At 52.6% G+C, this 22,714-nt stretch carries 23 protein-coding genes, 1 tRNA gene and 3 pseudogenes; 14 read left to right on the forward strand and 13 right to left on the reverse strand.

Features of this window, described 5'->3' with window-relative positions; genetic code table 11:
• Positions 1-50: 50 nt before the first annotated feature.
• The 3 genes from MFP24_RS04585 (at position 51) to MFP24_RS04595 (ending at position 2,319) form a co-directional block, all read left to right on the forward strand.
• A complete protein-coding gene (locus MFP24_RS04585) occupies positions 51-767 on the forward strand; it encodes a TerC family protein (RefSeq protein ID WP_249229298.1) in 717 nt (238 codons plus the stop codon).
• Positions 768-908: 141 nt separating this feature from the next.
• Entirely contained in the window at positions 909-1,127 is a 219-nt protein-coding gene (locus MFP24_RS04590) for a YgdI/YgdR family lipoprotein (RefSeq protein WP_249229297.1), read from the forward strand.
• Positions 1,128-1,278: 151 nt separating this feature from the next.
• Positions 1,279-2,319, forward strand: a complete 1,041-nt coding sequence (locus MFP24_RS04595; protein WP_249229296.1) for an NADP(H)-dependent aldo-keto reductase — start codon at positions 1,279-1,281, stop codon at positions 2,317-2,319.
• 192 nt (positions 2,320-2,511) lie between these two features.
• On the opposite strand, the gene MFP24_RS04600 is transcribed toward MFP24_RS04595, so the two are convergent.
• The 3 genes from MFP24_RS04600 to trmB all read right to left on the reverse strand — a co-directional run bounded on the left by MFP24_RS04600 (position 2,512) and on the right by trmB (position 4,399).
• The gene (locus tag MFP24_RS04600) at positions 2,512-3,225 is read right to left on the reverse strand and encodes a YggN family protein (protein WP_249229295.1); all 714 of its coding nucleotides are present in this window, start codon (positions 3,223-3,225) and stop codon (positions 2,512-2,514) included.
• 110 nt (positions 3,226-3,335) lie between these two features.
• Positions 3,336-3,680 carry a YggL family protein gene (locus MFP24_RS04605; protein WP_136167100.1) on the reverse strand — a complete coding sequence of 115 codons (345 nt, stop codon included), beginning with the start codon at positions 3,678-3,680 and terminating at the stop codon, positions 3,336-3,338.
• Positions 3,680-4,399: a tRNA (guanosine(46)-N7)-methyltransferase TrmB gene (trmB, locus tag MFP24_RS04610; RefSeq protein ID WP_249229294.1), complete on the reverse strand. Its 720-nt coding sequence runs from the start codon at positions 4,397-4,399 to the stop codon at positions 3,680-3,682. Before trmB ends, MFP24_RS04605 begins: the two co-directional genes overlap by 1 nt.
• A gap of 164 nt (positions 4,400-4,563) precedes the next feature.
• Between trmB and mutY the strand changes: the two genes are divergently transcribed.
• The 3 genes from mutY to mltC are packed head-to-tail and all read left to right on the forward strand — an operon-like array spanning position 4,564 to position 7,053.
• Positions 4,564-5,655 (forward strand): A/G-specific adenine glycosylase, encoded by a 1,092-nt coding sequence (gene mutY / locus MFP24_RS04615; protein ID WP_249229293.1) that lies wholly within the window; start codon positions 4,564-4,566, stop codon positions 5,653-5,655.
• Complete coding sequence (locus tag MFP24_RS04620; protein ID WP_009114200.1) at positions 5,652-5,924, forward strand: oxidative damage protection protein; 273 nt, start codon at positions 5,652-5,654, stop codon at positions 5,922-5,924. Before mutY ends, MFP24_RS04620 begins: the two co-directional genes overlap by 4 nt.
• A 55-nt stretch (positions 5,925-5,979) precedes the next feature.
• The gene (gene mltC, locus MFP24_RS04625) at positions 5,980-7,053 is read left to right on the forward strand and encodes a membrane-bound lytic murein transglycosylase MltC (RefSeq protein WP_249229292.1); all 1,074 of its coding nucleotides are present in this window, start codon (positions 5,980-5,982) and stop codon (positions 7,051-7,053) included.
• A gap of 94 nt (positions 7,054-7,147) precedes the next feature.
• On the opposite strand, the gene MFP24_RS04630 is transcribed toward mltC, so the two are convergent.
• Positions 7,148-7,978 carry a phosphoenolpyruvate hydrolase family protein gene (locus MFP24_RS04630; protein WP_249229291.1) on the reverse strand — a complete coding sequence of 277 codons (831 nt, stop codon included), beginning with the start codon at positions 7,976-7,978 and terminating at the stop codon, positions 7,148-7,150.
• A gap of 12 nt (positions 7,979-7,990) precedes the next feature.
• On the reverse strand, positions 7,991-9,199 hold the full coding sequence (locus MFP24_RS04635; protein ID WP_249229290.1) for a Tm-1-like ATP-binding domain-containing protein: 1,209 nt from the start codon (positions 9,197-9,199) through the stop codon (positions 7,991-7,993).
• A gap of 290 nt (positions 9,200-9,489) precedes the next feature.
• On the opposite strand from MFP24_RS04635, the gene MFP24_RS04640 reads away from it, so the two are divergent.
• The 3 genes from MFP24_RS04640 to ansP all read left to right on the forward strand — a co-directional run bounded on the left by MFP24_RS04640 (position 9,490) and on the right by ansP (position 13,416).
• Positions 9,490-10,116 (forward strand): TetR/AcrR family transcriptional regulator, encoded by a 627-nt coding sequence (locus MFP24_RS04640; RefSeq protein ID WP_249229289.1) that lies wholly within the window; start codon positions 9,490-9,492, stop codon positions 10,114-10,116.
• A 111-nt stretch (positions 10,117-10,227) separates the two neighbouring features.
• The gene (locus MFP24_RS04645; RefSeq protein WP_249229288.1) at positions 10,228-11,685 is read left to right on the forward strand and encodes a coniferyl aldehyde dehydrogenase; all 1,458 of its coding nucleotides are present in this window, start codon (positions 10,228-10,230) and stop codon (positions 11,683-11,685) included.
• 261 nt (positions 11,686-11,946) lie between these two features.
• Complete coding sequence (gene ansP / locus MFP24_RS04650) at positions 11,947-13,416, forward strand: L-asparagine permease (protein ID WP_249229287.1); 1,470 nt, start codon at positions 11,947-11,949, stop codon at positions 13,414-13,416.
• 44 nt (positions 13,417-13,460) lie between these two features.
• Here ansP and MFP24_RS04655 read toward each other — a convergent pair whose 3' ends face one another.
• Together MFP24_RS04655 and MFP24_RS04660 are read right to left on the reverse strand one after the other, a co-directional pair.
• On the reverse strand, positions 13,461-15,617 hold the full coding sequence (locus MFP24_RS04655; protein WP_249229286.1) for an ornithine decarboxylase: 2,157 nt from the start codon (positions 15,615-15,617) through the stop codon (positions 13,461-13,463).
• Between the two features lie 233 nt (positions 15,618-15,850).
• A complete protein-coding gene (locus MFP24_RS04660; protein WP_249229285.1) occupies positions 15,851-16,174 on the reverse strand; it encodes a hypothetical protein in 324 nt (107 codons plus the stop codon).
• Between the two features lie 99 nt (positions 16,175-16,273).
• Here MFP24_RS04660 and MFP24_RS04665 point away from each other — a divergent pair.
• From MFP24_RS04665 to MFP24_RS04675, 3 genes and pseudogenes are all read left to right on the forward strand, one after another.
• A tRNA-Phe gene (locus MFP24_RS04665) sits at positions 16,274-16,349 on the forward strand.
• A gap of 181 nt (positions 16,350-16,530) precedes the next feature.
• A pseudogene (locus MFP24_RS04670) lies at positions 16,531-17,801 on the forward strand (tyrosine-type recombinase/integrase).
• 8 nt (positions 17,802-17,809) lie between these two features.
• A complete protein-coding gene (locus tag MFP24_RS04675; RefSeq protein ID WP_249229284.1) occupies positions 17,810-18,133 on the forward strand; it encodes a hypothetical protein in 324 nt (107 codons plus the stop codon).
• Positions 18,134-18,173: 40 nt separating this feature from the next.
• On the opposite strand, the gene MFP24_RS04680 is transcribed toward MFP24_RS04675, so the two are convergent.
• The 3 genes and pseudogenes from MFP24_RS04680 to MFP24_RS04690 form a co-directional block, all read right to left on the reverse strand.
• The gene (locus tag MFP24_RS04680) at positions 18,174-18,332 is read right to left on the reverse strand and encodes a hypothetical protein (RefSeq protein ID WP_249229283.1); all 159 of its coding nucleotides are present in this window, start codon (positions 18,330-18,332) and stop codon (positions 18,174-18,176) included.
• Between the two features lie 587 nt (positions 18,333-18,919).
• A pseudogene (locus tag MFP24_RS04685) lies at positions 18,920-19,093 on the reverse strand (helix-turn-helix transcriptional regulator); the annotation flags it as partial.
• A 388-nt stretch (positions 19,094-19,481) separates the two neighbouring features.
• The gene (locus MFP24_RS04690) at positions 19,482-19,775 is read right to left on the reverse strand and encodes a hypothetical protein (RefSeq protein ID WP_249229282.1); all 294 of its coding nucleotides are present in this window, start codon (positions 19,773-19,775) and stop codon (positions 19,482-19,484) included.
• Positions 19,776-20,248: 473 nt separating this feature from the next.
• Between MFP24_RS04690 and MFP24_RS04695 the strand changes: the two are divergent.
• Together MFP24_RS04695 and MFP24_RS04700 are read left to right on the forward strand one after the other, a co-directional pair.
• Positions 20,249-20,896 (forward strand): annotated as a pseudogene (locus tag MFP24_RS04695) (tyrosine-type recombinase/integrase); the annotation flags it as partial.
• Positions 20,897-21,380: 484 nt separating this feature from the next.
• On the forward strand, positions 21,381-21,587 hold the full coding sequence (locus MFP24_RS04700) for a hypothetical protein (RefSeq protein WP_249229281.1): 207 nt from the start codon (positions 21,381-21,383) through the stop codon (positions 21,585-21,587).
• An 84-nt stretch (positions 21,588-21,671) separates the two neighbouring features.
• On the opposite strand, the gene MFP24_RS04705 is transcribed toward MFP24_RS04700, so the two are convergent.
• The 3 genes from MFP24_RS04705 to MFP24_RS04715 are packed head-to-tail and all read right to left on the reverse strand — an operon-like array spanning position 21,672 to position 22,603.
• Positions 21,672-21,893: a helix-turn-helix domain-containing protein gene (locus MFP24_RS04705; protein WP_249229280.1), complete on the reverse strand. Its 222-nt coding sequence runs from the start codon at positions 21,891-21,893 to the stop codon at positions 21,672-21,674.
• Positions 21,890-22,351, reverse strand: a complete 462-nt coding sequence (locus tag MFP24_RS04710) for a hypothetical protein (protein WP_249229279.1) — start codon at positions 22,349-22,351, stop codon at positions 21,890-21,892. The genes MFP24_RS04705 and MFP24_RS04710 overlap by 4 nt, the downstream gene beginning before the upstream one ends.
• A 54-nt stretch (positions 22,352-22,405) precedes the next feature.
• On the reverse strand, positions 22,406-22,603 hold the full coding sequence (locus MFP24_RS04715; protein ID WP_438839184.1) for an ash family protein: 198 nt from the start codon (positions 22,601-22,603) through the stop codon (positions 22,406-22,408).
• Between the last annotated feature and the right edge of the window lie 111 nt (positions 22,604-22,714).

The raw sequence follows: 22,714 nt of genomic DNA on the forward strand, positions 1-22,714 counted from the left end.
TATGGCGGCGTATAATATCGTTTACATTTCGTTTAAGGTGCATTGATACAATGTTTGATTGGATTGTTGATCCGAATGCCTGGTTGGCACTGGGAACGCTGACTATTCTGGAAGTCGTTCTTGGTATCGACAACATTATTTTCCTGTCGCTGGTGGTCGCCAAACTCCCCAAAGCTCAGCAAAATAAAGCACGCCGCATCGGCCTTATGGGCGCCATGCTGATGCGTCTGGGGCTGCTGGCCTCTATTGCCTGGGTTATCCGCCTGACCCACCCTTTGTTTACCGTACTAGGCAATGATATTTCCCTGCGCGACCTGATCCTGTTTTTCGGCGGACTGTTCCTGATCTGGAAGTCGAGCAAGGAAATTCACGAAACGGTAGAGGGCGGCTCGACGGATCACGTCTCGCAGGTGCATTCGTTTTTTGGGGCGATCGTACAGATCATGCTGCTGGATATTATCTTCAGCCTGGACTCCGTGATTACCGCGGTCGGCCTTTCCGACCATCTGTTTATCATGATGGCGGCGGTGATTATCGCCGTGAGCGTGATGATGTTCTCCGCCCGGGCGATCGGCGAATTTGTTGAACGGCATCCGTCGGTCAAAATGCTGGCGCTGTCGTTCCTGATACTGGTCGGCTTCACCTTGATCCTGGAAAGCGTCGAAATTCATGTACCCAAAGGCTACATCTACTTCGCGATGTTCTTCTCCATGGCGGTGGAAACGCTGAATCTGCTGCGCGGTAAAAAAGCCAACACCATCGAGTAACCCCCTCGCGGGCGGCGCAAGCGCCGCCCGTCGCTCTGATTCTTTAGCAATTTTCTCCATTATTCCTACATCATCCTCACCGGCTATTTGCTACAGTGATGGATGGGCCTTAATTTTGCGGTCGAAAACAGGTTAAAGACGATGAAAACACAGATAAAAATGGCGGTTATGCTGGCGTTATTATTCACTCTCGGCGGCTGTTCCAGCCACTATGTCATGGCCACCAAAGACGGGCAGATGCTGCTGACGCAGGGTAAGCCGGAGTTGGATGAAGAAACCGGGTTGCTCAGCTACGTGGACGAACAGGGCAATAAAAAACAGATTAACACCAATCAGATATCGCAGATCATCGAGCGCTGATTCTCCACGTCAGACCTTCGGCGGGCGCGTCCCCGGCACCGCTATGCAATAAAGACGCTTCCCCACATGACCCGGCTTGGTTATAGTCAAATTCAGATAGGCAGGCGTCTGCCTGCCTATCTGTAATTCTCAGACATAAAGGAAGCTGGCAATGCTATATCATCGTATTCCACATAGTTCTTTAGAAGTGAGTGTTCTGGGCCTCGGCACCATGACCTTTGGCGAACAAAACAGCGAAGCTGACGCTCATGCCCAATTGGATCACGCCATTGCCGCAGGTGTTAACCTGATTGACACAGCAGAAATGTACCCGGTGCCGCCGCGCCCGGAAACCCAGGGATTAACCGAAAGCTATATCGGCTCCTGGCTGAAATCCCGCGGCGGACGGGAAAGACTGATACTGGCAAGCAAAGTCGCCGGACCGGCGCGCGGCAATGATAGCGGGATCCGGCCGCAGCAGGCGCTGGATCGTAAAAATATCCGTGACGCCCTGGACGCCAGCCTGACTCGGCTGAACACCGACTACATCGATCTATATCAACTGCACTGGCCGCAGCGGCAAACCAACTGTTTCGGTAAGCTGGGCTACCAATATACCGACGAAAAACCCGCCGTAACCTTGCTGGAAACGCTGGAGGCGCTGAATGAGCAGGTGCGCGCCGGGAAAATCCGCTATATCGGCGTGTCCAACGAAACCCCGTGGGGAGTGATGCGCTATCTGCATCTGGCGGAAAAACACGATCTGCCGCGCATCGTTTCCATTCAGAACCCTTACAGTCTGCTGAACCGCGGCTTTGAAGTCGGTCTGGCGGAAATCAGCCAGCATGAAGGGGTTGAGCTGCTGGCCTATTCGGCGCTGGCATTCGGTACGCTGACCGGCAAATACCTGAACGGCGCCAGGCCCGCCGGCGCGCGGAATACGCTGTTCAGCCGCTTTGTGCGCTATAGCGCGCCGCATACCGAACAGGCTATCGCCGAATACGTGGCGCTGGCGCAGAAACACGGCCTGGATGCGGCGCAGATGGCCCTGGCTTTCGTCCGCCAGCAGCCGTTCGTCGCCACAACCCTGCTGGGCGCCACCTCGGTAGCGCAGTTGCAAACCAACCTCGCCAGTCTGGAACTCACCTTGGATCAGGAAATACTGGACGAACTGGAAGCGATTCACCGCCGTTTTACCATCCCGGCGCCTTAATCGACAACCGTTGGATTGCGCTATATCTTTCCGAATGCCGCCATCGTTATCCCCGGCAGTAGGCGGGGATTTCCGCTCGGCGTTGCGGAGATGCCCGCCTGCGCGGGCATGACGAGAGAGTCAGGGCTTGATGGAGGAGAGCGACTTGACCACGGATGCTCAACACAGTATCCGCGGGCATAACGGGGGTAATTACTTCAGCGTTTGCAGCAAGCTTTTACGCTGATCCTCCAGCGAGGTGACCCGGCCGCACACCTCGTCGCCGAAGTTCTGAAACGCCATTTCCTGATTGTTCCATTCGGTCTGAATCGCTTTCTGCAAACCGCCGAGGTTGCCCATCATCGCCTGGAGCGGATTGCCGCCGCTGGTCATCTGCTTTACGCCCATTTCATTCAGGCTGTCCTGCAGCACGCCGCCCATGCTCTGCTCGACGATTTGCTTGCCGTCCTGCTCGACCTGTTTGATCGCCTGATGGTGAAACGTCAGCCCGTCGCTGCGATGCTCGATAACGCGGTTCATCTGCTGTTTCAACTGGCCGTTCAGCGTGGTCAGCCGGTTGCGGACGTTGCTGTCGCTGCCCAGCTCCCGCACGATAACGCCATCCAACGCCACGCGCGCCTTTTCCAGATGCTGCTGCGCGCCCTGATCGATCCAGGGCAGCTGTTGACGCAGATCTGCCTGATAGGCTTTGGCTTGCTGACGCTGCTCTGCGTTGAGGCTCAACGGCGCGCCGTTGCGCACGATGTCGCCCTCAGGCGAAATCCGCAAATTGCCGCTGGCGCCCACCACCTGCACGTGCTGCGGGCTGATGATAATATCGTCCTGCGGATTAACGTTACACTGATACGCGGCCTGGACCTGCCAGGACAGCAACATCAATAAACCCAGAGTCATTTTACGCAACATATTTTCTCCTGAGGGAAACAACCACGGCCGCGGGGATGAGGGAGCATGCCGCCCGTTGAACGGGCGAAAAACGGCTGAGTAACGGCGAGGCTACCCGGCCGGAGCGGAATTTAGATCAGATCCTCGGGCAGATCCCACCAGATGTCGAACAAATCGCTGACGTTAACCTCCGTCAGCTGCTGCTCTTCCAGCCAGCGGCCGACCAGCTGGCGGTGTTCGTCGGTGCAGTGGCCGATCTTCTGCAGACAGATCAACCCCTGCCATTGCAGATAACCGCTGCCTTCGAACGCCAGACCGTTAGGTTCAATCACGTCATCGACGAACTTGTCCATCATACGGTCGATATCCGCAACGTCGGTTCCCTCCGGGAAACGCCAGCTGACGGAGAATCCCAGTTCCTGAAATTCATCAATGTGTAGTTTTTTACGTAAACGACGGCTACGAGCCTGCGCCATTATTTCACCCTCTCAAACATCAGATCCCAAACACCATGCCCTAAACGCTGACCGCGAACTTCAAATTTTGTCAGCGGACGTGATTCCGGCCGCGCAACGTAGTCATTATTATCGGAAAGATTGCGATATGCCGCGACGGCGCTCATCACTTCGAGCATATGCTGCGCATAAGGTTCCCAATCCGTCGCCATATGAAACACCCCGCCGATCTTCAGCTTGCCCAGCACCAGTTCGACAAACGGCGTCTGCACAATACGGCGCTTGTTGTGGCGCGCCTTGTGCCACGGATCGGGGAAAAACAGCTGCACCATCGACAATGCGTCATCGGGGATCATGGTTTCCAGCACCTCCACCGCGTCGTGGCACATCACGCGCAGGTTATCGATCCCCGCTTCCTGCGCGGAAGAGAGGCAGGCGCCGACGCCGGGCAGATGCACTTCAATCCCCAGGAAGTTCTGCTCGGGATGCTGCCGCGCCATAGTCACCAGCGACGCCCCCATCCCGAAGCCGATCTCCAGCACCAGCGGCGCATCACGGCCGAACAGCGCCGCCATATCCAGCGGTTCAGACTGGTACTCCACGCCCATCACCGGCCAGTAGTTATCCAGCGCCTGCTGTTGTCCGTTGGTCAACCGTCCCTGACGGCGAACAAAACTGCGGATACGACGCAGCGGGCGTCCGTTTTCATCAAATTCCGGAGAGATGACGTTATTAATCATAAAGAGTGTTTACTGTCTGTCCGTTTTCGTTAAGGAAACGCGCATTATGCAAGGATACCGCGGTTTAGCAAGTGCGCCGCCTCGGAAAGTTCCGGTTTACAGCACATTCACTCTGTGCTGGAATCGCAGTCAGACTTTCTACCTGCCGGATAGTGATCCCTTTTATGATGCAAGCGCAACGGTTCGCGCACCAGGTGCTGAACTGGTACCAACGCTATGGCCGCAAAACCCTGCCGTGGCAGCTTGAGAAAACGCCGTATAAAGTATGGCTGTCCGAAGTGATGTTGCAACAAACGCAGGTCACCACGGTTATTCCCTATTTTCAACGCTTTATTTCCCGCTTCCCGGACGTGAAAGCGCTGGCCGCCGCGCCGCTGGACGAAGTGCTGCACCTGTGGACCGGGCTGGGCTATTACGCCCGCGCCCGTAATCTGCACAAGGCGGCGCAGACCATCGTCTCCCGGCACGGCGGCGAATTCCCGGTTACCTTCGATGAGGTGGCGGACCTGCCGGGCGTCGGGCGCTCCACCGCCGGCGCCATACTCTCGCTGTCGCTGGGGCAGCATTACCCCATCCTCGACGGCAACGTAAAGCGCGTGCTCGCCCGCTGCTACGCGGTTGACGGCTGGCCGGGCAAGAAAGAGGTGGAAAAAAAGCTGTGGGCCATCAGCGAAGATGTCACCCCGGCGCAGGACGTCGGCCAGTTTAATCAGGCGATGATGGATCTGGGCGCCATGGTGTGCACCCGCAGCCGCCCCAAATGCGAGCTTTGCCCGCTCAATACCGGCTGCGCGGCCTACGCCGATCACAGCTGGGCGCAGTATCCCGGCAAGAAACCCAAACAGACGCTGCCGGAAAAAACCGCCTGTTTTTTACTGCTGCAACAGGGCGGCAAAATATGGCTGCGGCAGCGCCCCGCCGTCGGCCTGTGGGGCGGGCTGTTCTGCTTTCCGCAGTTCGACGAACGCGGTGAATTGGAACTCTGGCTGCAACACCGTGGTCTGAACGCTGACGGATTACAACAGCTGGTGGCTTTCCGTCACACGTTCAGCCATTTTCATTTGGATATCGTGCCGTTATGGCTGAATGTCTCACAACAACAGTCCTGCATGGATGAAGGCGCGGGTCTCTGGTATAACTTAGCGCAGCCGCCTTCCGTCGGGCTGGCCGCCCCGGTCGAGCGCCTGCTGCGCGAGTTAGCCCGGCCCCAGCCGACACTATTGAATTCCTGCGCCATTGATGAGGAAGAAGCATGAGCAGAACGATTTTTTGTACTTTTTTACAGCGTGAAGCCGAAGGGCAGGACTTTCAGCTCTACCCGGGCGAACTGGGCAAACGCATCTATAACGAAATCTCCAAAGAAGCCTGGGCGCAGTGGCAAACCAAGCAAACCATGCTGATTAACGAGAAGAAGCTCAGCATGATGAACGTTGAAGATCGCAAGCTGCTGGAACAGGAAATGATCAAGTTCCTGTTTGAAGGTAAGGACGTACATATCGAAGGTTATACGCCTCCGAGTCATTGATATTGCAGGGCCTGACGGCCCTTTTGCGTCCTTATTCCCGACACGGCTTTATTATATGAAGAAAATTTTAGCTCTGCTGGTTATCGCACCGTTATTGGTTTCCTGCTCGGGAAACAAAAGCAGCACCGACAATGAAGAATTTATCAAGGATACCAACGCTTTTGATATTCTGATGGGGCAGTTCGCCCACAATATCGAGAATATTTGGGGCATAAACGAGGTGCTGATTGCCGGGCCGAAAGACTACGTAAAATATACCGATCAATATCAGACCCGCAGCCACATCAACTTCGATGCCGGCACCATCACCATTGAAACCATTGCGCCGACGGACTCCACCGCCAGCCTGCGCCAGGCGATTATCACCACCCTGCTGATGGGCGACGACGCCAGCAACACCGACCTCTATTCCGACGCCAACGACATCCAGATCAGCCGGGAGCCGATGCTGTACGGCCAGGTGCTGGACAATACCGGCCAGGCCATCCGCTGGGAAGGACGCGCCGCCAGCTTTGCCGATTACCTGCTGCAAAACCGGCTGCAGAGACGCACTTCCGGGCTGCACGTTATCTGGTCCGTCACCATTCAGCTGGTTCCCAACCATCTGGACCAACGCGCGCACAAATACCTGCCGCTGGTGCGTAAGGCCGCCGAGCGCTATGGCATTGAAGAGTCGCTGATCCTGGCCATCATGCAGACGGAATCGAGCTTCAACCCCTACGCGGTAAGCCGTTCCGACGCCCTGGGGCTGATGCAGGTGGTGCAGCACAGCGCCGGCCGCGACGTGTTCAAAATGAAAGGGAAATGGGGGCAGCCGAGTCGCAGCTATCTGTTCGATCCGGAAAACAACATCGATGCGGGCACCGCCTATCTGTCGATTCTGAAGAACAGCTATCTGGCCGGCATCAACGACCCCACCTCGCGCCGCTATGCGGTGATCACCGCCTATAACGGGGGCGCGGGCAGCGTGCTGCGGGTGTTCTCCAGCGACAGAGGCCGCGCGGTAAGCGTTATCAACAATATGTCACCGGGCGAGGTATACGACACGCTGACCACCAAACATCCGTCCGGCGAGTCGCGGCGTTATCTGTACAAAGTGAATACCGCGCAGAAAAATTATCGCCGCTAGCAGATGTTCAAACCGCATGACGAAAAATACGGCCAGCAAGGATGCTGGCCGAGTTGGTGTTTCCCTGGTATTGGCGCCAATAGGTGTCAAAAAGTTAACGTTTGATATTTTTGAATTGTTTAGTTGTTGCGGTTAATGCCGTTTCCGTCGGCAACCGCTCCATTGAGCTGGCTCCGTAGAATCCATCACATTGCGGACAGTGATCCATGATGTACTGAGCGTCTTCCGGCGTTGAAATCGGCCCGCCATGACACAATACAATCACATCGCTGCGCACGGCTTTTGCGGCTTCCGCCCATTGATTGATCAAGGGTACGCAATCGGCCAGCTTAAGCGCGGTTTCCGCACCGATATTGCCGCCGGTGGTCAGCCCCATATGGGGAACAATGATGTCCGCACCGGCTTTAGTCATCGCTACCGCGTCTTCGGCGCTGAATACGTAGGGCGTGGTCAGCATATCTTTCTCATGCGCCAGACGGATCATATCGACTTCCAACGCGTATCCCATTCCGGTTTCTTCCAGATTGGCGCGGAAGTTACCATCAATCAGACCGACGGTCGGGAAGTTCTGTACGCCGGAAAATCCCAACGCTTTCAGATCGTCCAGAAATTTATCGAACTGGCAGAATGGGTCCGTACCGTTAACCCCCGCCAGAACTGGCGTATGCTTTACTACCGGCAACACTTCCTTCGCCATATCGACCACAATCTCATTAGCATTACCGTAAGCCAGCAGCCCGGCCAGCGAACCTCGCCCGGCCATACGATAGCGCCCCGAATTGTAAATCACGATCAAATCGATCCCTCCGGCCTCTTCACATTTCGCGGAAAGTCCGGTGCCTGCCCCGCCGCCAATAATCGGTTCTCGGCGAGCGATCATGTCTCGAAATTTCACCAACAGTTGCTGGCGACTAATACCTGGCATAATTTTCCCCTGTTATTTAAATATCGCCCTGAACGCATCAACGGCGGCGCAGGCGAATAAAGGATCGTTAATATGGAATGGCAGACGGATAAGCCGCCGTTTTTCAGTCTGCTGAACCACGCTTTCCAGCGTCTGTATAAAAGCCTCACGCGCTTGCGGATACCAGAAAAGTTGGTCTGGCGCATCCAGAGCGGAGAACCCTTGCTCAGGAATTAAAAACCGCACCTCCCCTTCACAACGGTTAAGCTTTTCACCAATCCACCGCGCCATCGCCACATTTTCTTCAATCGTGGTACGCATCAGCGTGACCTGCGCATTGTGGTTATAAAATAAACGGTCGGCATACTTTTCCGGCACGCTGTCTGGCGCGCCAAAATTCACCATATCCAACGCCCCGCAGGAAACCACGTAGGGAATCCGCGTTTTGGCTATCGCATCGAAACGCTCAGGAGCACAGGCCAATACGCCGTCAAATAACAGATCGCACACTTCGGTAGTGGTCAGATCGAGCACGCCGGCAAGCAAACCGCTGTCCACTAACTTTTCCATCGCCTTGCCGCCGCTACCGGTAGCATGAAACACCAGGCAATCGAACTCATTTTCCAGCGCTTTGCTGACCGCCTGAATACAAGGCGTGGTAACGCCAAACATGGTCAGGCCAATCGCAGGCTTGTCATCCTGACTTTCCCGTAGCTGAAACTTCACGGCGCCGGCAATCTGATGAGCGGCATTGCCTAGTACCTGGCGGGAAATACGGTTCAGGCCGGCGACATCGGTAACGGAATACATCATGCTGATATCGCTGGCGCCGATGTAGCCGGAAATATCGCCCGATGCCATCGTGGAAACCATCAGCTTAGGTAAACCAATCGGCAGCGTCTGCATCGCGGGCGTAATCAGCGCCGTTCCGCCGGAGCCGCCCAGTCCAAGCAGCGCGGCGACATCATTACGCGATAATATAAAATGCTCAAACGCGACGGCCATCGCATTGATAGCCCGCCCTCTGTCTCCACAAAAGACCGCCGTTGCCCCCTGTGGATGACAGGCTGCAACGGTTTCAGCGCGAATATCCGCCGTACTTGTCGCAAGCGGCTTGGTGGACAGATCCACCGTAACTGTTTTCAGACCGGTTGCCGCGATCAGATCGCGAACATAAATCTGCTCATTTCCTTTAGTATCTGATGTTGTTGCAATATAAATACTGCCGACGTCCTTTCCCATAAGGTATGTTCCTCTCCGTTATCAGACAATATTAACCTGATGATATAAATATAAATTATGAAAAAATAGACACCATTAGATTAACTTGCAACCATAATGAGACTATAGTATCAAAAATGCAAATCATTAAATTATCAAATGAGACGAAAGTCTCATAATAATGCAAATCACACCGCCTCTAAGCGAAAAAATCTTGCCGTAACACATGAACTGCTCATTTTGTTATAGTTCCAGCAACAGCAGCCACGCCTGGAACTTTCCAGCCAGCGACATGCAATAATGAGGTCTATGTGATTGAACGGGATAGTCAACTGACATCAACGCGGGCACGAACCCGGCGCCTACTGATCGATACCGCCATGAAAATGTTTGACCAGGGCATATTTCCTTCCATTACCGACGTCGCCGCAACGGCACAGGTTTCACGCGCCACGGCCTACCGTTATTTCCCGACGCAAAGCGCTCTGGTTTCTGCCGTCGTCGACGAGAGTCTTGGCCCAATACTCGCGTGGCATCCCACGCAGCCAGATGCCAAACAGCGGGTTGCCGAACTGTTGCAATTTGCTTATCCGCGGATGTTGGAACATGAAGGCGCTTTACGTGCGGCGCTGCTGCTTTCTCTCCAACAGTGGGCCGATCGTCGTTCAAATAGCCCTCATGACGAAAAGCTACAGCGCGGCAACCGTAAACGTCTGCTAAAAATAGCCACTGAACCACTGGAAGGGAAAATCCCCGCGGAGTCCCGCCAGCGTGTTATTCATGCTTTGTCTCTGATTTACGGATCGGAGGTCTTTCTGGTTTTAAAAGATATCTGGGATCTGGATGACGATGCCATTCAGGACGTAACCCAATGGGTCGCCAAAGCAATTTTACGCCAGGCGGAAGAAGATGCGGCGGCACAAGTAAGCAGAGATTAGCCGTCTTTTTACGCGGCTGGTGGCGCGCATTGCGGCCGCGGTGGCCGAAGCCTTAATCAAACAGCTGTCTTGAGCGACCCTTTCCCCATGCAATACTTTTTGGAGTCACCGATGAACGCTTCCGTTATCGCGGCAACGCTGGCCGCAACCGTCGCCACGATGAAACAGGCGTACATTCAGGATGGCCCGGCCAGCGCCGAGTTACGCTGCGACCGTCTGACCCGCGCCGCGCGGCTGCTTACCCGGCACCACCGGGAACTGACGGCGGCGATCGGCGCCGACTACGGTCATCGCAGCCCCTATCAGACCCTGTTGGCCGACGTACTGTCCTCCGTCGCTGCGTTGCAGTACGCCGCGGAAAATCTGCAGCAATGGATGCAGGCCGACGAACAGCCGGCCCCGGCCCCAGGAATGCAGGCCCGCGTGCAGTACCAGCCTCTGGGAGTGGTCGGCATCATCAGCCCGTGGAACTTCCCGCTCAATCTGGCTTTCAGCCCGCTGGCGGGGGTATTTGCCGCCGGCAACCGCGCGTTGATCAAGCCGTCCGAGCTGACCCCGCGCACCGCTGAACTGCTGGCCGAACTGATTGCCCGCTATTTCGATCCGCTGGAGCTGACCACCGTGCTCGGCGATGCCGACGTGGGCGCGGCCTTCAGCGCGCAGGCTTTCGACCATCTGGTATTCACCGGCAGCACCGGCGTCGGCCGTCATGTGATGCGCGCCGCGGCCGAAAACCTGGTGCCGGTGACGCTGGAGCTGGGCGGCAAGTCGCCGGTAGTGCTCGATACCGATGCCGATGTGCAGGTAGCCGCCGAGCGCGTGCTGACGATCAAGACCTTTAACGCCGGCCAGATCTGTATTTCTCCCGACTACGTCATGCTGCCTGAAGGCGCCCGCGATGCCTTTGTGGAACACGCCCGCCGTTTTATCGCCCGCACCTTCCCGACGCTACAGGGTAATCCGGACTACACCGCTATCATTAGCGATCGCCACTTCCAGCGCCTCCAGGGTCTGCTGGACGACGCGCGCGCCAAGGGCGCCACGGTCATCGGGCTAGGGCCGGAAAACGAAGTCAACGCCGATGCGCAAACCCGCAAGATAGCGCCGACGCTGGTGTTCGACGTCACCGACGAGATGCTGGTGATGCAGGAGGAAATCTTCGGTCCGGTTCTGCCGATCAAGACTTATCGCCAGGTTGACGAAGCGCTGGACTATATCAATGCGCATCCGCGTCCGCTGGCCGCCTATTACTTCGGTCAGGATCCGCTGCGTCAACGGCGGTTCGGCGAACGCACCACCTCCGGCGCGCTGGTGATCAACGACGTGATGACCCACGCCTCGGTCGAGAGCGTGCCATTCGGCGGCGTGGGCGCATCGGGAATTGGCGCCTACCACGGCATCCACGGTTTCCGTCGTTTCAGCCATGCCAAGGCGGTGGTGGTGCAGAGCCCGGGCGGTGAATTCAATCTGCGTATGCGCGCGCCCTACGCCGCCGGCCTGGCGGAAATCGAAACCCTGCTGGCGACGGCCTCCGCGGCCGACGCCGGCGGACAAAATAAAAGCGAGTAAACCGACAGGCAGCGGCCAGAGAGCGCCAGACGCTCGCCGGCCGCTGCCCGCTCGCGTAAAATCACCTCAGGATTTCCCGCTTTTCCGTCCGGCCATAAACGCATTTTTTGCTACCTTTGCCGATAAAAGGTAGCATCACTGCCGCCCTTTAACGCCATGCTGACTATATTTATAAAAAACCCTAAAAATGACATGGTCTATTCAGGTTCAAAAATACTTATTCATCTCGGCATAAATGACTGACAGGGATACAGGCAAGTAATGACGCAAAGCAAAAAAACAGGTAGTGGACAGGATACAAATCAAAGACGTTGGCTGGATTCACACGAAAAGGGTTACAACAAAAGCTTGGGCAATCGTCACGTTCAGATGATCGCCATTGGCGGCTCCATCGGCACCGGTCTTTTTCTCGGCGCCGGCGCGCGGTTACAGATGGCGGGCCCGGCGCTGGCGCTGGTCTACCTGACCTGCGGCATCTTCTCTTTTTTCATTCTGCGCGCGCTGGGCGAACTGATCGTCCATCGCCCCACCAGCGGCAGCTTCGTCTCCTATGCCCGTGAATTTTTAGGTGAAAAAGCCTCTTACGTGGCGGGCTGGATGTATTTCCTCAACTGGGCGATGGCGGGCATCGTGGATATCACCGCGGTGGCGCTCTACATGCACTATTGGGGAACCTTCGCCGACGTACCGCAGTGGACCTTTGCGCTGGGCGCCTTATCCATTGTCACCCTGATGAACCTGATCGGCGTGAAATGGTTTGCCGAAATGGAGTTCTGGTTCGCCCTGATTAAAGTGGCGGCCATTTCCCTGTTTCTGATTGTCGGTACGGTCTACCTGGGGATGGGCAATCCGCTGGACGGCAACCCGACGGGCTTCCACCTGATCACCGATAACGGCGGCATCTTTCCCCACGGCCTGTTGCCCGCGCTGGTGCTGATTCAGGGGGTTATTTTTGCCTTCGCCGGGGTTGAAATCATCGGCATTACCGCAGGTGAATGTAAAAATCCGCAAACGGTGCTGCCGAAAGCGGTAAACAGCGTTATTTGGCGCATCGGGCTGTTTTATGTCGGCTCGATTGTGCTGCTGGTCTGCCTGCTGCCGTGGAATGCCTATCAGGCGGGGCAAAGCCCGTTCGTGACCTTCTTCAGCAAGCTGGGCGTTCCCTATATCGGCACCATCATGAACATTGTGGTGCTGTCGGCGGCGCTCTCCAGCCTGAACTCCGGCCTGTATTCCACCGGCAGGATCCTGCGCTCCCTGGCGCAGGGCGGCTCCGCCCCCAAGTTTCTGACCCGGATGAGCGCCCAGTCCGTGCCTTATGCCGGCATTTTAATCACCGTGAGCATTCATATTATCGGCGTGTTCCTGAACTATATCGTCCCGTCTCAGGTATTTGAAATTGTGCTGAACGTCTCCTCGCTGGGCATTATCTCCTCGTGGGGCTTTATCATCGTCTGCCAGATGAGGCTGCGTAAGGCGATCCGCCTGGGCAAGGCGCAGCCGGTTTCCTTCAAAATGCCCGGCGCGCCGGTAACCTCGTGGCTGACGCTGGCGTTTCTGCTTAGCGTTCTGGTGCTGATGGCGCTTGATTACCCCAACGGCACCTGGACTATCGCCTCCCTCCCCGTTCTGGGACTGATGCTGGCTGCCGGGTGGTTGGGACTGCGCAAGCAGAAGGCAAGCCAACCTCGCGAAGCGAAAGCGCAGGAACAGGAGTCGGCCGCCGTCTGATGGCGCAGCGGAAAGCAGCAGGCCCGGAACCGGGCCTGCTGCTTTTACCTTTCGATCACGTAGCCATAAAGACGTTTAGCGCCGTTTTCCTCCGCGACGCTGTAAACCCCTTGCAGTTCGGGCGAAAACCCCGGCAGCAGGTTGATCCCGGCTTCCAGCGCCAGAAAATAACGCTGCACCGCCCCGCCCCACACTTCTCCCGGCACCACGCACAGCACGCCCGGCGGATAAGGCAAGGCGCCTTCCGCCGCGATGCGGCCTGCAATTTCCGCTATCGGCACCAGCTCAATATTGCCGCGCACAAAGGCGCTGTTTGCCTCCTGCGGCAGCATCTGCGCCGTCGGGAACGAGTCTTTACGGAACATCGCTTTTTGCAGGTCTTTTACCTGGTGGCCGGCGTAAAAATCATGCATCTCCTGACACAGCCGACGCAATGTATAGCCCTGATAGCGCCGTTCATATTTCTGATACAGGCTCGGCAGAACCTCGCTCAAGGGCGCGTCCCGGGCGATAAGCTGCTCGAAATAGACGATGGCCTCGACCAGGCGCTGCATTTTGATGCTGTCTTCCGCCGGCGTCAGCAGGAACAGGATCGAATTCAGATCGCACTTTTCAGGGATGATACCGTGCTCGCGCAGGTAGTTCGCCAGAATGGTCGCCGGAATGCCGAAGTCGGTATATTCGCCGCTGGCCGCGTCAATGCCCGGCGTGGTTAACAGCAGTTTGCAGGGATCGATAAAATACTGGTCCTGGGCATAGCCGTCAAAGGCGTGCCACCTTTCGCCCGGCTCAAAATTAAAGAAGCGCACGTCATGGGCAATAATGTCCGTGTCGTGATCCTGCCACGGTATGCCCGCTACCCTGGGCGGCACAAACGGCTGAATCAAATCACAGCGCGCCAGCAGTTGTTTACGCGCCTCAATGCCGGTTTTCACACACTCCAGCCACAGGCGGCGCCCGCTGGTGCCCTCATGCATTTTGGCATTGACATCCAGCGCGGCGAACAGCGGATAGAACGGACTGGTGGAGGCGTGCAGCATAAACGCATTGTTAAAGCGCTTATGGTTGCAGAAACGCCGCTGCCCTTTGATGTGGGTATCTTTCTTATGTATCTGCGACGTTTGCGAAAATCCCGCCTGCTGTTTATGCACCGATTGGGTGACAAAAATGCCCGGATCGTTTTCATTCAGATCCAGCAACAGCGGCGAGCACTGCTCCATCATCGGAATAAACTGTTCGTACCCCACCCAGGCGGAATCAAACAGGATGTAGTCGCACAGGTGGCCGATGCTATCAACCACCTGACGCGCGTTATAGATGGTACCGTCATAGGTGCCGAGCTGGATCACCGCCAGACGAAACGGACGCGGCTCATCGGCGCGTTGCGGCGCGACTTCTCTCACCAGCCGACGTAAATAAGCTTCATCGAAACAGTGCGCATCGATCCCGCCGATAAAGCCGAACGGGTTGCGCACCGTTTCCAGATAAACCGGCGTTGCCCCGGCCTGGATCAGCGCGCCGTGGTGATTGGATTTATGATTGTTGCGATCGAACAGCACCAAATCGCCGCGGGTCAGGAGCGCATTGGTCACCACTTTATTGGCGGCGGAGGTACCGTTAAGCACAAAATAGGTTTTATCCGCGTTGAACACGCGGGCGGCGAATTTCTGCGCTTTCTTGGCGGCGCCCTCGTGGATCAGCAGGTCGCCCAGCTTGACGTCTGCATTGCAAATATCCGAACGGAAAATATTTTCGCCGTAAAAATCAAAAAACTGCCGCCCCGCCGGGTGCTTACGGAAAAACTGACCGCCCTGATGCCCCGGGCAGGCGAAAGTGGTGTTCTCCATATCGACATACTTGATCAGGGTATCGAAAAACGGCGGCAGCATCCTATCCTGATACGCCTGCGCCGCGCTTTCCAGCACCGCGGCGTGCTCGCCGGCCTCGTCCAGCGGCAACCACGCGCTGCCGGCCGGCAGCATCTCGGACGGGGAGTCCGCCTCATTATTCGGTACGACGAAAGCCGGAATGGTAAACCCGGTATGATGCAATAACGACAGGATCCCGCAGCGCGCTTCCTCAATAGAGACCACCACGGCCGCCACATCGGTAAAGTCGGTCTGACTTAGCGCAACAATTTCACGCCCCGTGATTAAACGGCCGGCAAGCGCCGCATTAGCCGCAATTTTTAACTGTTTCATTTAACCAAACCCAAACGGTTAAGGATGAGTGTACGTGCCCGGAAGACACGGCGCAGGGATAGCAATCCCGACCAATCACAATGCCCGATCAATAACGCCAAGCGCAGGATCCCTACAGCCATAACTGTAGGTGAAGAATGGATAAACTGGAGCCAGCACCATCCGATAGACATCAGTAAAATCAGAGTAAAACTCTATTTTTAATCATGCCTAACAGTGAGCGTACGAACGCCTCACCGCATGGTGGCGAAGGAGGATAATCGAAGAGACGAAGAGAGGCGGCTGAAACGGGCGGCATAGCGCGACATCATCAAAGATCCGGTGCGGTAACCCGGCACCATGAGCAATGAATCCGACATATCAGCAGCCCCCGTTAACCACAGATGAACAGCGCGTTCAAATGAACTGAAAGTTAAAAACCGCGCAATATTGGCATTCTTTTTCACCAAATTCAAGAAACGCCCGGCCCCAATTTTGCACCCGAGCCGGGCATGACGGCAAAAGGCGCCATTGCCGGGAAAAACCACAACCGCGCCGATTGGCAAACGGGCGAACAAAACCTGACGCCATTATTGCCTGAAAATAGAGCAGGCACATGGCTTTGTGACAGAAACCCGTTGACGACGCCCGGGCAATACGGTTTAATGCGCCCCGTTGCCCGGATAGCTCAGTCGGTAGAGCAGAGGATTGAAAATCCTCGTGTCCTTGGTTCGATTCCGAGTCCGGGCACCATAATTTAGAAACGGACGTCTACAGACGTCCGTTTTGCTTTATAAAGTCAATAAGTTATCCCTCTCCCCACGTCTACTACCGTTAGTTAAAATCTACTGGCAGCGCCCCCTTTTTGTTGGTAAAAAAGTTGGTAAACTCGGTTCGATGAGCTTTTTACCAGCATTAGCACCGGAGGCCAGCTATTCGCTTAACTGATATGGCGGTAAAAAACGCCAGGCCTTCCGACAAGCAGATCAAACTATCTGATGGTAAGGGGCTTTATCTGCTGGTGCATCCCAACGGTTCCAAATACTGGCAAGCGGCTTATCGCTATGATGGTAAGCAGAAAGTGTTCTCGATTGGCACCTACCCTTCTGTATCGCTCTCAGAAGCTCGTACAAGCCTCTTAGAAATGAAATCTCTGTTAGCCAGTGGTATCGACCCCCTCCAGCAAAAAAAGGCTGTAAAAGCTGAGGAGCGCGGAGATTTTACGTTTGAAGCTGTAGCGCGAGACTGGCACAAAAAATGTCTGTCAGTGAGCGTTGGATACCTCAACACAGCGAACGGATTCTAAACAGCCTTATTAATCATCTTTTCCCTGCTATAGGTTCACGAGATATTAAGACGCTGAAAACTCGTGATCTACTTTTACCCTTACGTAAAATTGAGACGAAAGGCCAACACGAAACCGCTTCACGTTTAAAACAGCGTATTACAGCTATTATGCGTTATGCTGTACAAGAAGATATCATTACTCAAAATCCAGCTAATGAACTTGACGGTACATTAATCACACCGAAAAGAACACATTATCCAGCGCTTGAACTTGATAAAATACCCGATCTACTTACTCGTATTGATGCTTATAATGGGCGTAGATTAACTGTATTAGCTTTAAAACTCACTTTGTTAGTATTCATACATTCAAGTGAATTGAGGTTTGCCCGTTGGCCCGAAATAGATTTTGATAATGCGTTATGGGTTATTCCGCCAGAAAGAGATGAGATTGAGAATGTTAGATTTTCTGAGCGAGGATCTAAAATGCAGATACCTCATTATATACCTTTGAGTCATCAAGCCATTAATATACTCGAAGAACTGAAAGAGATTAGCCATGATGTTTCTGACGGTCAGGGTTTGATTTTCATTGGCTGCCACGATTACAAAAAACCAATGAGTGAAAACACCATAAATAAGGCTTTGCGTCAAATGGGCTATGATACTCAAAAGGACGTTTGCGGCCACGGTTTCCGCACAATGGCTTGTAGTAGTCTGGTTGAATCCGGCATATGGACTGAAGACGCTATAGAAAGGCAAATGAGCCATAAAGAACAAAATGATGTTCGTGCTGCTTATATTCATAAAGCCAAGCATATTACCCAAAGGCGGTTAATGCTTCAATGGTGGGCTGATTATCTGGACGCAAACAAAGAAAGGCATATTATGCCGTTTGACTTCGCTAAAATATTATAGGGGGATTTATGGATACTTTAATTTTCAATAACAATGAAGATGCGTACAAAGAGTGGTTAAACGATAATCCAGAAGGATACGTTATTAACCTGCTAAAAACTGCCAAAGGTACGGAAAGGAAATCCGACATAAATAGCACATGCCTCCACCGAGCAAATTGCCACTCTATAAACCCTTTTGTGTCAGATAAAGAGAAAACTGGATTTACAACAGGCCAGTATCAAAAAATATGCTCTTTATCAGAGGAGTCTGCTTATAAAAAAGCTAAAGAACTTACAGGACTGAAGGAAATTAAACCCTGTTCTTTTTGTTTTAAGCATGTAGATATATAACAATTAAATACCAAAAAATAAAGGAGGTTCCAAGCCTCTTTTATTTTGGTTTAAACGCTTGATATTTAACAAACTGATCTACTTCCTGCTGTTGTTGTTTTGATGTTTCTTTTTTTAAGTTTGATTTCAATTTAGATTTAAATCTATTTTCATACTCAGCAATATATACAGGTTTTTTCTTTATTTCTTCTTTAATCACTTTTTATTTTTTTTAGGTTGAATAATAGGTTTCTTTATTCCAAGTTTTTCTCTTACTCCTTCGATCTTAGCGGCTCTACTATTGAAACGGCTACCGCTCTTGAGTCTAAATTGATTGGTGGCTGCGTTTGCTGTTTCTGCATGATCAAGTATCCTACCAATAGAACCGCCGCTAAATTTAGAACTCCCACTATTGAAGCCACCTTGATTATAATCATAGTCTGATTTTTTATTGTATTGTTTTTTAACTCTGTTGAGTATTTGTGCAGCTTTTTGTGTTGCTCTTCCAATCTTTTTGTTTGTTGGTCTATTATATTTTTCGCTGAGTTTAAAGCGGTTGTTGTTGTTTCCAATGAGTTGTTCACTCTTGTCAGTGTCTGTTGTGTCTGGTTTAATGCCGTACTGACTGACTCTGATAATATCATCATCGTTTCTGATAATGGTTCTATCGTCATTGAAATCTGATTCAATAGATGATCGTCCAATACTATTTGGTTCATCATCTTTTCTTGCTGAGAAACTTCTAACGAGTTCATCATCTCTATCTTTGTCATATTTCACCTTACTTTTTATAGTGTTCCAACTAAATTTTTTGCCAATCCACTGATCAACTTCACTTTCAATGAATGCGATAGACCTTTCACCTGTTTTTACGGGAGCCGGGAAACTATTATTTTTAATCAGTCGATAAATCCACGCTCTACAAAATCCAGTACGATCGACTACTTCAGAAATGCGGATCAGTTTTGTTTTTTCTTTCATATATTTTTCCTTTTGTTATTTGATAGAATGTATTATTCGAATATCGCTTATGACGATCAACAACATTTTTAAAAAAATACTGGATTTTTTATGAAACTTGAGTTAGAAAAGACAACTAAGTTAATTGAAAACAATTAGTTATTATTTTTAGCAAAAAGTGCTGTTATCTCTACAAGGCATGCATAGTGAATTCCGTATTCATCAAGACACATGGGGTTATTCTTGTATGGCAGGATTCATAGCCAAATGGCCTGAATGGATGATGTTAGATGTGCCCTTCTAATGGTGTTTGAATACATCCCCAAAAAAAATACCACATAGTTATTTTAACCTGTGGCATTTTTGTATATTAAATACTCTTATATATCATATTGATGATAATGTTTAATTAGTTATCTAAAAATACTTTCAGAGTAAATGCCTGTTCATTGCTGCCTGTATGCATGATAACATAATGTTCTTTAAAAACCTCTGGTGAAACAATACGAGTAGTTTCCTTGACTAACGTACATTTTCTCTGAACTAACATGTCATTGATTGACTTTACATCTTCTTCCTTACCTGCTGACATAAAATATATGAGGTTTTCAAATGAGGTACAATAAAAGCCCTTCGATATTGTAGAAGAAAATGAGCTAAATGAAATGGCAGTTAAAATTGTGGCTAAAATTATTCTCTTCATTAGATATTATTCCATATATATAAGAGTGTTTGCACTTTAATCACTCATTCATGATTAGTATCGGCATAAGGTGACATAACTTTACTAAAAGCGGTAGGATGATGCTGTTAACCCAAAACCTCATGAATATCCAGTGCAGGGTGTTCTTTATGTCTGCTGATGTCTACTAACGCCTAATAACGTAACTTATTGATTTAAATTGACAACATCAATTATTTGTTGGTAAAAATACGTTGGTAAAAACTACCAAATATCACTTTTAGTCATTCAAAACAAAGGAATAAGATGATGTTCGATTCCGAGTCCGGCACCATTATTCTTTTTTATGCTTCCCTATCAATTCCTATGTTGTTGCTATTCAATAGGTTGGCGTAAAAATCTTTCCCGATGCGTTTTGATTTATCCCTTCGTATCCGGAAAATTTGGGGTCAGATTGCGGGTCATTCAGTTCGATGAACGAAGGAGCCCCTCACATGGCCCTGAATGACAGTAAAATCCGCGCTGCCAAATCCCGCGCAAAATCCTACAAACTTACCGATTCGCAAGGCTTGTACCTGACCGTATCCGCCAGCGGCGCTAAGTTATGGTATTTCCGCTATCGCCTCGACGGTAAAGAAAGCCGTCTAGCCTTTGGCCCCTACCCTCAGACTACGCTGGCGGAAGCCCGCGAAAAGCGCGATGCAACGCGTAAGTTGCTGGCATCCGGCATCAGCCCTTCTCAGCTTCGCAAAACGAACAATCCCGCCGTTGAGGAATCCCGCACCTTTCAGTATGTCGCTCAGGCGTGGCACACCAGCAGCCTTAAGCTCTGGTCAGACGCGCACGCCGATAAAATTCTCATCTGCCTGAAACGCTACGTTTTCCCCGCGATCGGTGCGATGGATATCGCGCAGGTTGAGACCCGACATCTGGCGCAGTTGGTTAAAACCATCGACGATAAAGGCGTGCATGACGTCGCCGGACGGGTGCGTCAGCATCTGACCAAAATCATGCGCCACGCCGTCCAGCACGGCGTAATCAAATATAATCCGGCTTACGATTTGGATGGCGTCGTGACCCCGGTGGTGACCCAACATCATCCCGCCCTGCCGCGCCAGCGTTTTCATTTCCTGCTCCAGAAAACTCATTTTTTTCATTTCCCCCTTTCATGATTGCCGCAACTCCAAAATCTGATACAACTTTTCCCCGGCGCGTAGGCCGATAGCCCTGAATGATGGGTCTGGCTACGAACGATACCTGAGCGCCGGGGCGGCAGCCGTTGAGGTGTTGTGGGGCTTCGGTTGTGCTCTCTGAGCAGCCGCCCGCTGGCGCGGGTTATCCCCCGGATCGTCCTGATCCCCCTCCGGTATCGGTTCAAGTTCTCCTGTGAGTGAAAGTGAGTTGAATTAAGGTGTCAGAATCCCGCCACACGCTGGCGCAGTGGAATTGTCTGGTGCAGTAACATGGCGCTGGTGCGTCACTTTCCCGCTCGATGCGGTTAAAGTGACGCACTGGACTGGCGCAGTGATTAAAAATTGAAATTCTGGTGCAGGATTGCGGTCACGCGGCAGCGAAGGCTGACCGCAGCCCGTCACGCCGTTTATAGATTGGAGCAGAGAGTGAAGGATGACCTTAACCATCGGTAGGATGGCCCGGCGGTTTGCAAAGGTAGCCGCCGGTAAGGGATTGACCATCCTGATTCATCAGGCGCTTCTATCAGGTCGTGAAGCATTTTGTGCAGGCGAAAACTTACACCCGTGGCAACAAGGCAGAAAGGGAAAACTGTTTTTTGCTTTTATAGAGTTGTTTGTTGATTTTTTAGTCATTTTATGAATAACAAGCTGCCGCGCTTCGCTTGCCTTCTCCCGTCCCGTTATCCGCATTCACCGATAACGGGACGGGAGAGATTGTTTTACTTTAGTGCTCCTCTGGCTTGCGGTAACGGGAAGGCCAGATTTCCGCAGGCGCAACACCCAACGCTTCCGCAATCAGTCGTTCTCCCTTGGGCCAGTGTTTTGTCAGCGCATTCGCCAGCGTGGAAGAGGCCAGCCCCGCGTTACGTGAAACCGCCGCCAGCGAAGTCCCCTGCTTTTTCAACGCCGCAATAATATCGGCGGGGTGCCAATCCTGTCGATTCATGCCGCCTCCTCATTAATACATTTCACACCGTCGGCGGTACGTATCCAGCGCGGGGCTTTCAGTTCAGAAGCAAAGTAATCAACCAGTTCCGCTAATAGCCAGCGCAATTGTTCTTCCGCTTGTGGCGGAAACATCCGGCAAAGCAGAAGCTGAGTCAGGGTAAAACAGTAATCGCAAAGCGTATCCGCATCAGGGGCAAAACGAGGAGAGTTTGTGGGCAAGGTATCAACGGTCAGGCTGTCTATCAGGTGAGGTGGAATGGGATCGCGTAGGCCCGGTTTCAGCAGCGCAAGACCGGCGGCAAGCCGACCGCAGAGAGCCATCTTCAGTACAGGATCGTAGCTTTCCGCCTGAGTATCTGCGCACTTTTCACAATGATCGGCCAGCACGGTAAAATCTGTATCGGCATTAAAAGGGTGGGTAAGTAACGGGTGAGTCTGGTTGAGGGTTGTAGCCATAATGGCAGCCTCCAGTGAGAAGTTAACTTATAACCACCACCAGAGGTTCCAATCTCAGGGTGGTGGACTGAACGGGGTTGGAACTACCGGCCTCACTGAAACCGGCGCACCTTGCGGTGCCCCCGCCCAGCCCACCATAATTTGGGTGTAGCTAAACGCGCGACATAAAAAAAGACGCGTTGGCGTCTCGTCGCCAGTGAGGTTCATCGGGGTTCCAATCCCGGCACCTGATTTTGCGAGAGCGTTCAGAATTCCGTGTCACGATAAAATCGTTATAGCGTAATCACGTTATTCAGCCGTCCCTCAAAATAAATGGCTAACTGCGACAAAGTCAAATTCCAGTTCTGGAGCGGCATTGTCCAT

The sequence above is a fragment of the Brenneria tiliae genome, from assembly GCF_023347575.1.
Taxonomy (GTDB): domain Bacteria; phylum Pseudomonadota; class Gammaproteobacteria; order Enterobacterales; family Enterobacteriaceae; genus Brenneria; species Brenneria corticis.

Coding starts and splice junctions, on each gene's coding strand:
- MFP24_RS04585 (WP_249229298.1), top strand. CDS start 51: ATGTTTGATTGGATTGTTGATCCGAATGCCTGGTTGGCACTGGGAACG.
- MFP24_RS04590 (WP_249229297.1), top strand. CDS start 909: ATGAAAACACAGATAAAAATGGCGGTTATGCTGGCGTTATTATTCACT.
- MFP24_RS04595 (WP_249229296.1), top strand. CDS start 1,279: ATGCTATATCATCGTATTCCACATAGTTCTTTAGAAGTGAGTGTTCTG.
- MFP24_RS04600 (WP_249229295.1), bottom strand. CDS start 3,225: ATGTTGCGTAAAATGACTCTGGGTTTATTGATGTTGCTGTCCTGGCAG.
- MFP24_RS04605 (WP_136167100.1), bottom strand. CDS start 3,680: ATGGCGCAGGCTCGTAGCCGTCGTTTACGTAAAAAACTACACATTGAT.
- trmB (WP_249229294.1), bottom strand. CDS start 4,399: ATGATTAATAACGTCATCTCTCCGGAATTTGATGAAAACGGACGCCCG.
- mutY (WP_249229293.1), top strand. CDS start 4,564: ATGATGCAAGCGCAACGGTTCGCGCACCAGGTGCTGAACTGGTACCAA.
- MFP24_RS04620 (WP_009114200.1), top strand. CDS start 5,652: ATGAGCAGAACGATTTTTTGTACTTTTTTACAGCGTGAAGCCGAAGGG.
- mltC (WP_249229292.1), top strand. CDS start 5,980: ATGAAGAAAATTTTAGCTCTGCTGGTTATCGCACCGTTATTGGTTTCC.
- MFP24_RS04630 (WP_249229291.1), bottom strand. CDS start 7,978: ATGCCAGGTATTAGTCGCCAGCAACTGTTGGTGAAATTTCGAGACATG.
- MFP24_RS04635 (WP_249229290.1), bottom strand. CDS start 9,199: ATGGGAAAGGACGTCGGCAGTATTTATATTGCAACAACATCAGATACT.
- MFP24_RS04645 (WP_249229288.1), top strand. CDS start 10,228: ATGAACGCTTCCGTTATCGCGGCAACGCTGGCCGCAACCGTCGCCACG.
- ansP (WP_249229287.1), top strand. CDS start 11,947: ATGACGCAAAGCAAAAAAACAGGTAGTGGACAGGATACAAATCAAAGA.
- MFP24_RS04655 (WP_249229286.1), bottom strand. CDS start 15,617: ATGAAACAGTTAAAAATTGCGGCTAATGCGGCGCTTGCCGGCCGTTTA.
- MFP24_RS04675 (WP_249229284.1), top strand. CDS start 17,810: ATGGATACTTTAATTTTCAATAACAATGAAGATGCGTACAAAGAGTGG.
- MFP24_RS04690 (WP_249229282.1), bottom strand. CDS start 19,775: ATGAAGAGAATAATTTTAGCCACAATTTTAACTGCCATTTCATTTAGC.
- MFP24_RS04700 (WP_249229281.1), top strand. CDS start 21,381: ATGACCTTAACCATCGGTAGGATGGCCCGGCGGTTTGCAAAGGTAGCC.
- MFP24_RS04705 (WP_249229280.1), bottom strand. CDS start 21,893: ATGAATCGACAGGATTGGCACCCCGCCGATATTATTGCGGCGTTGAAA.
- MFP24_RS04710 (WP_249229279.1), bottom strand. CDS start 22,351: ATGGCTACAACCCTCAACCAGACTCACCCGTTACTTACCCACCCTTTT.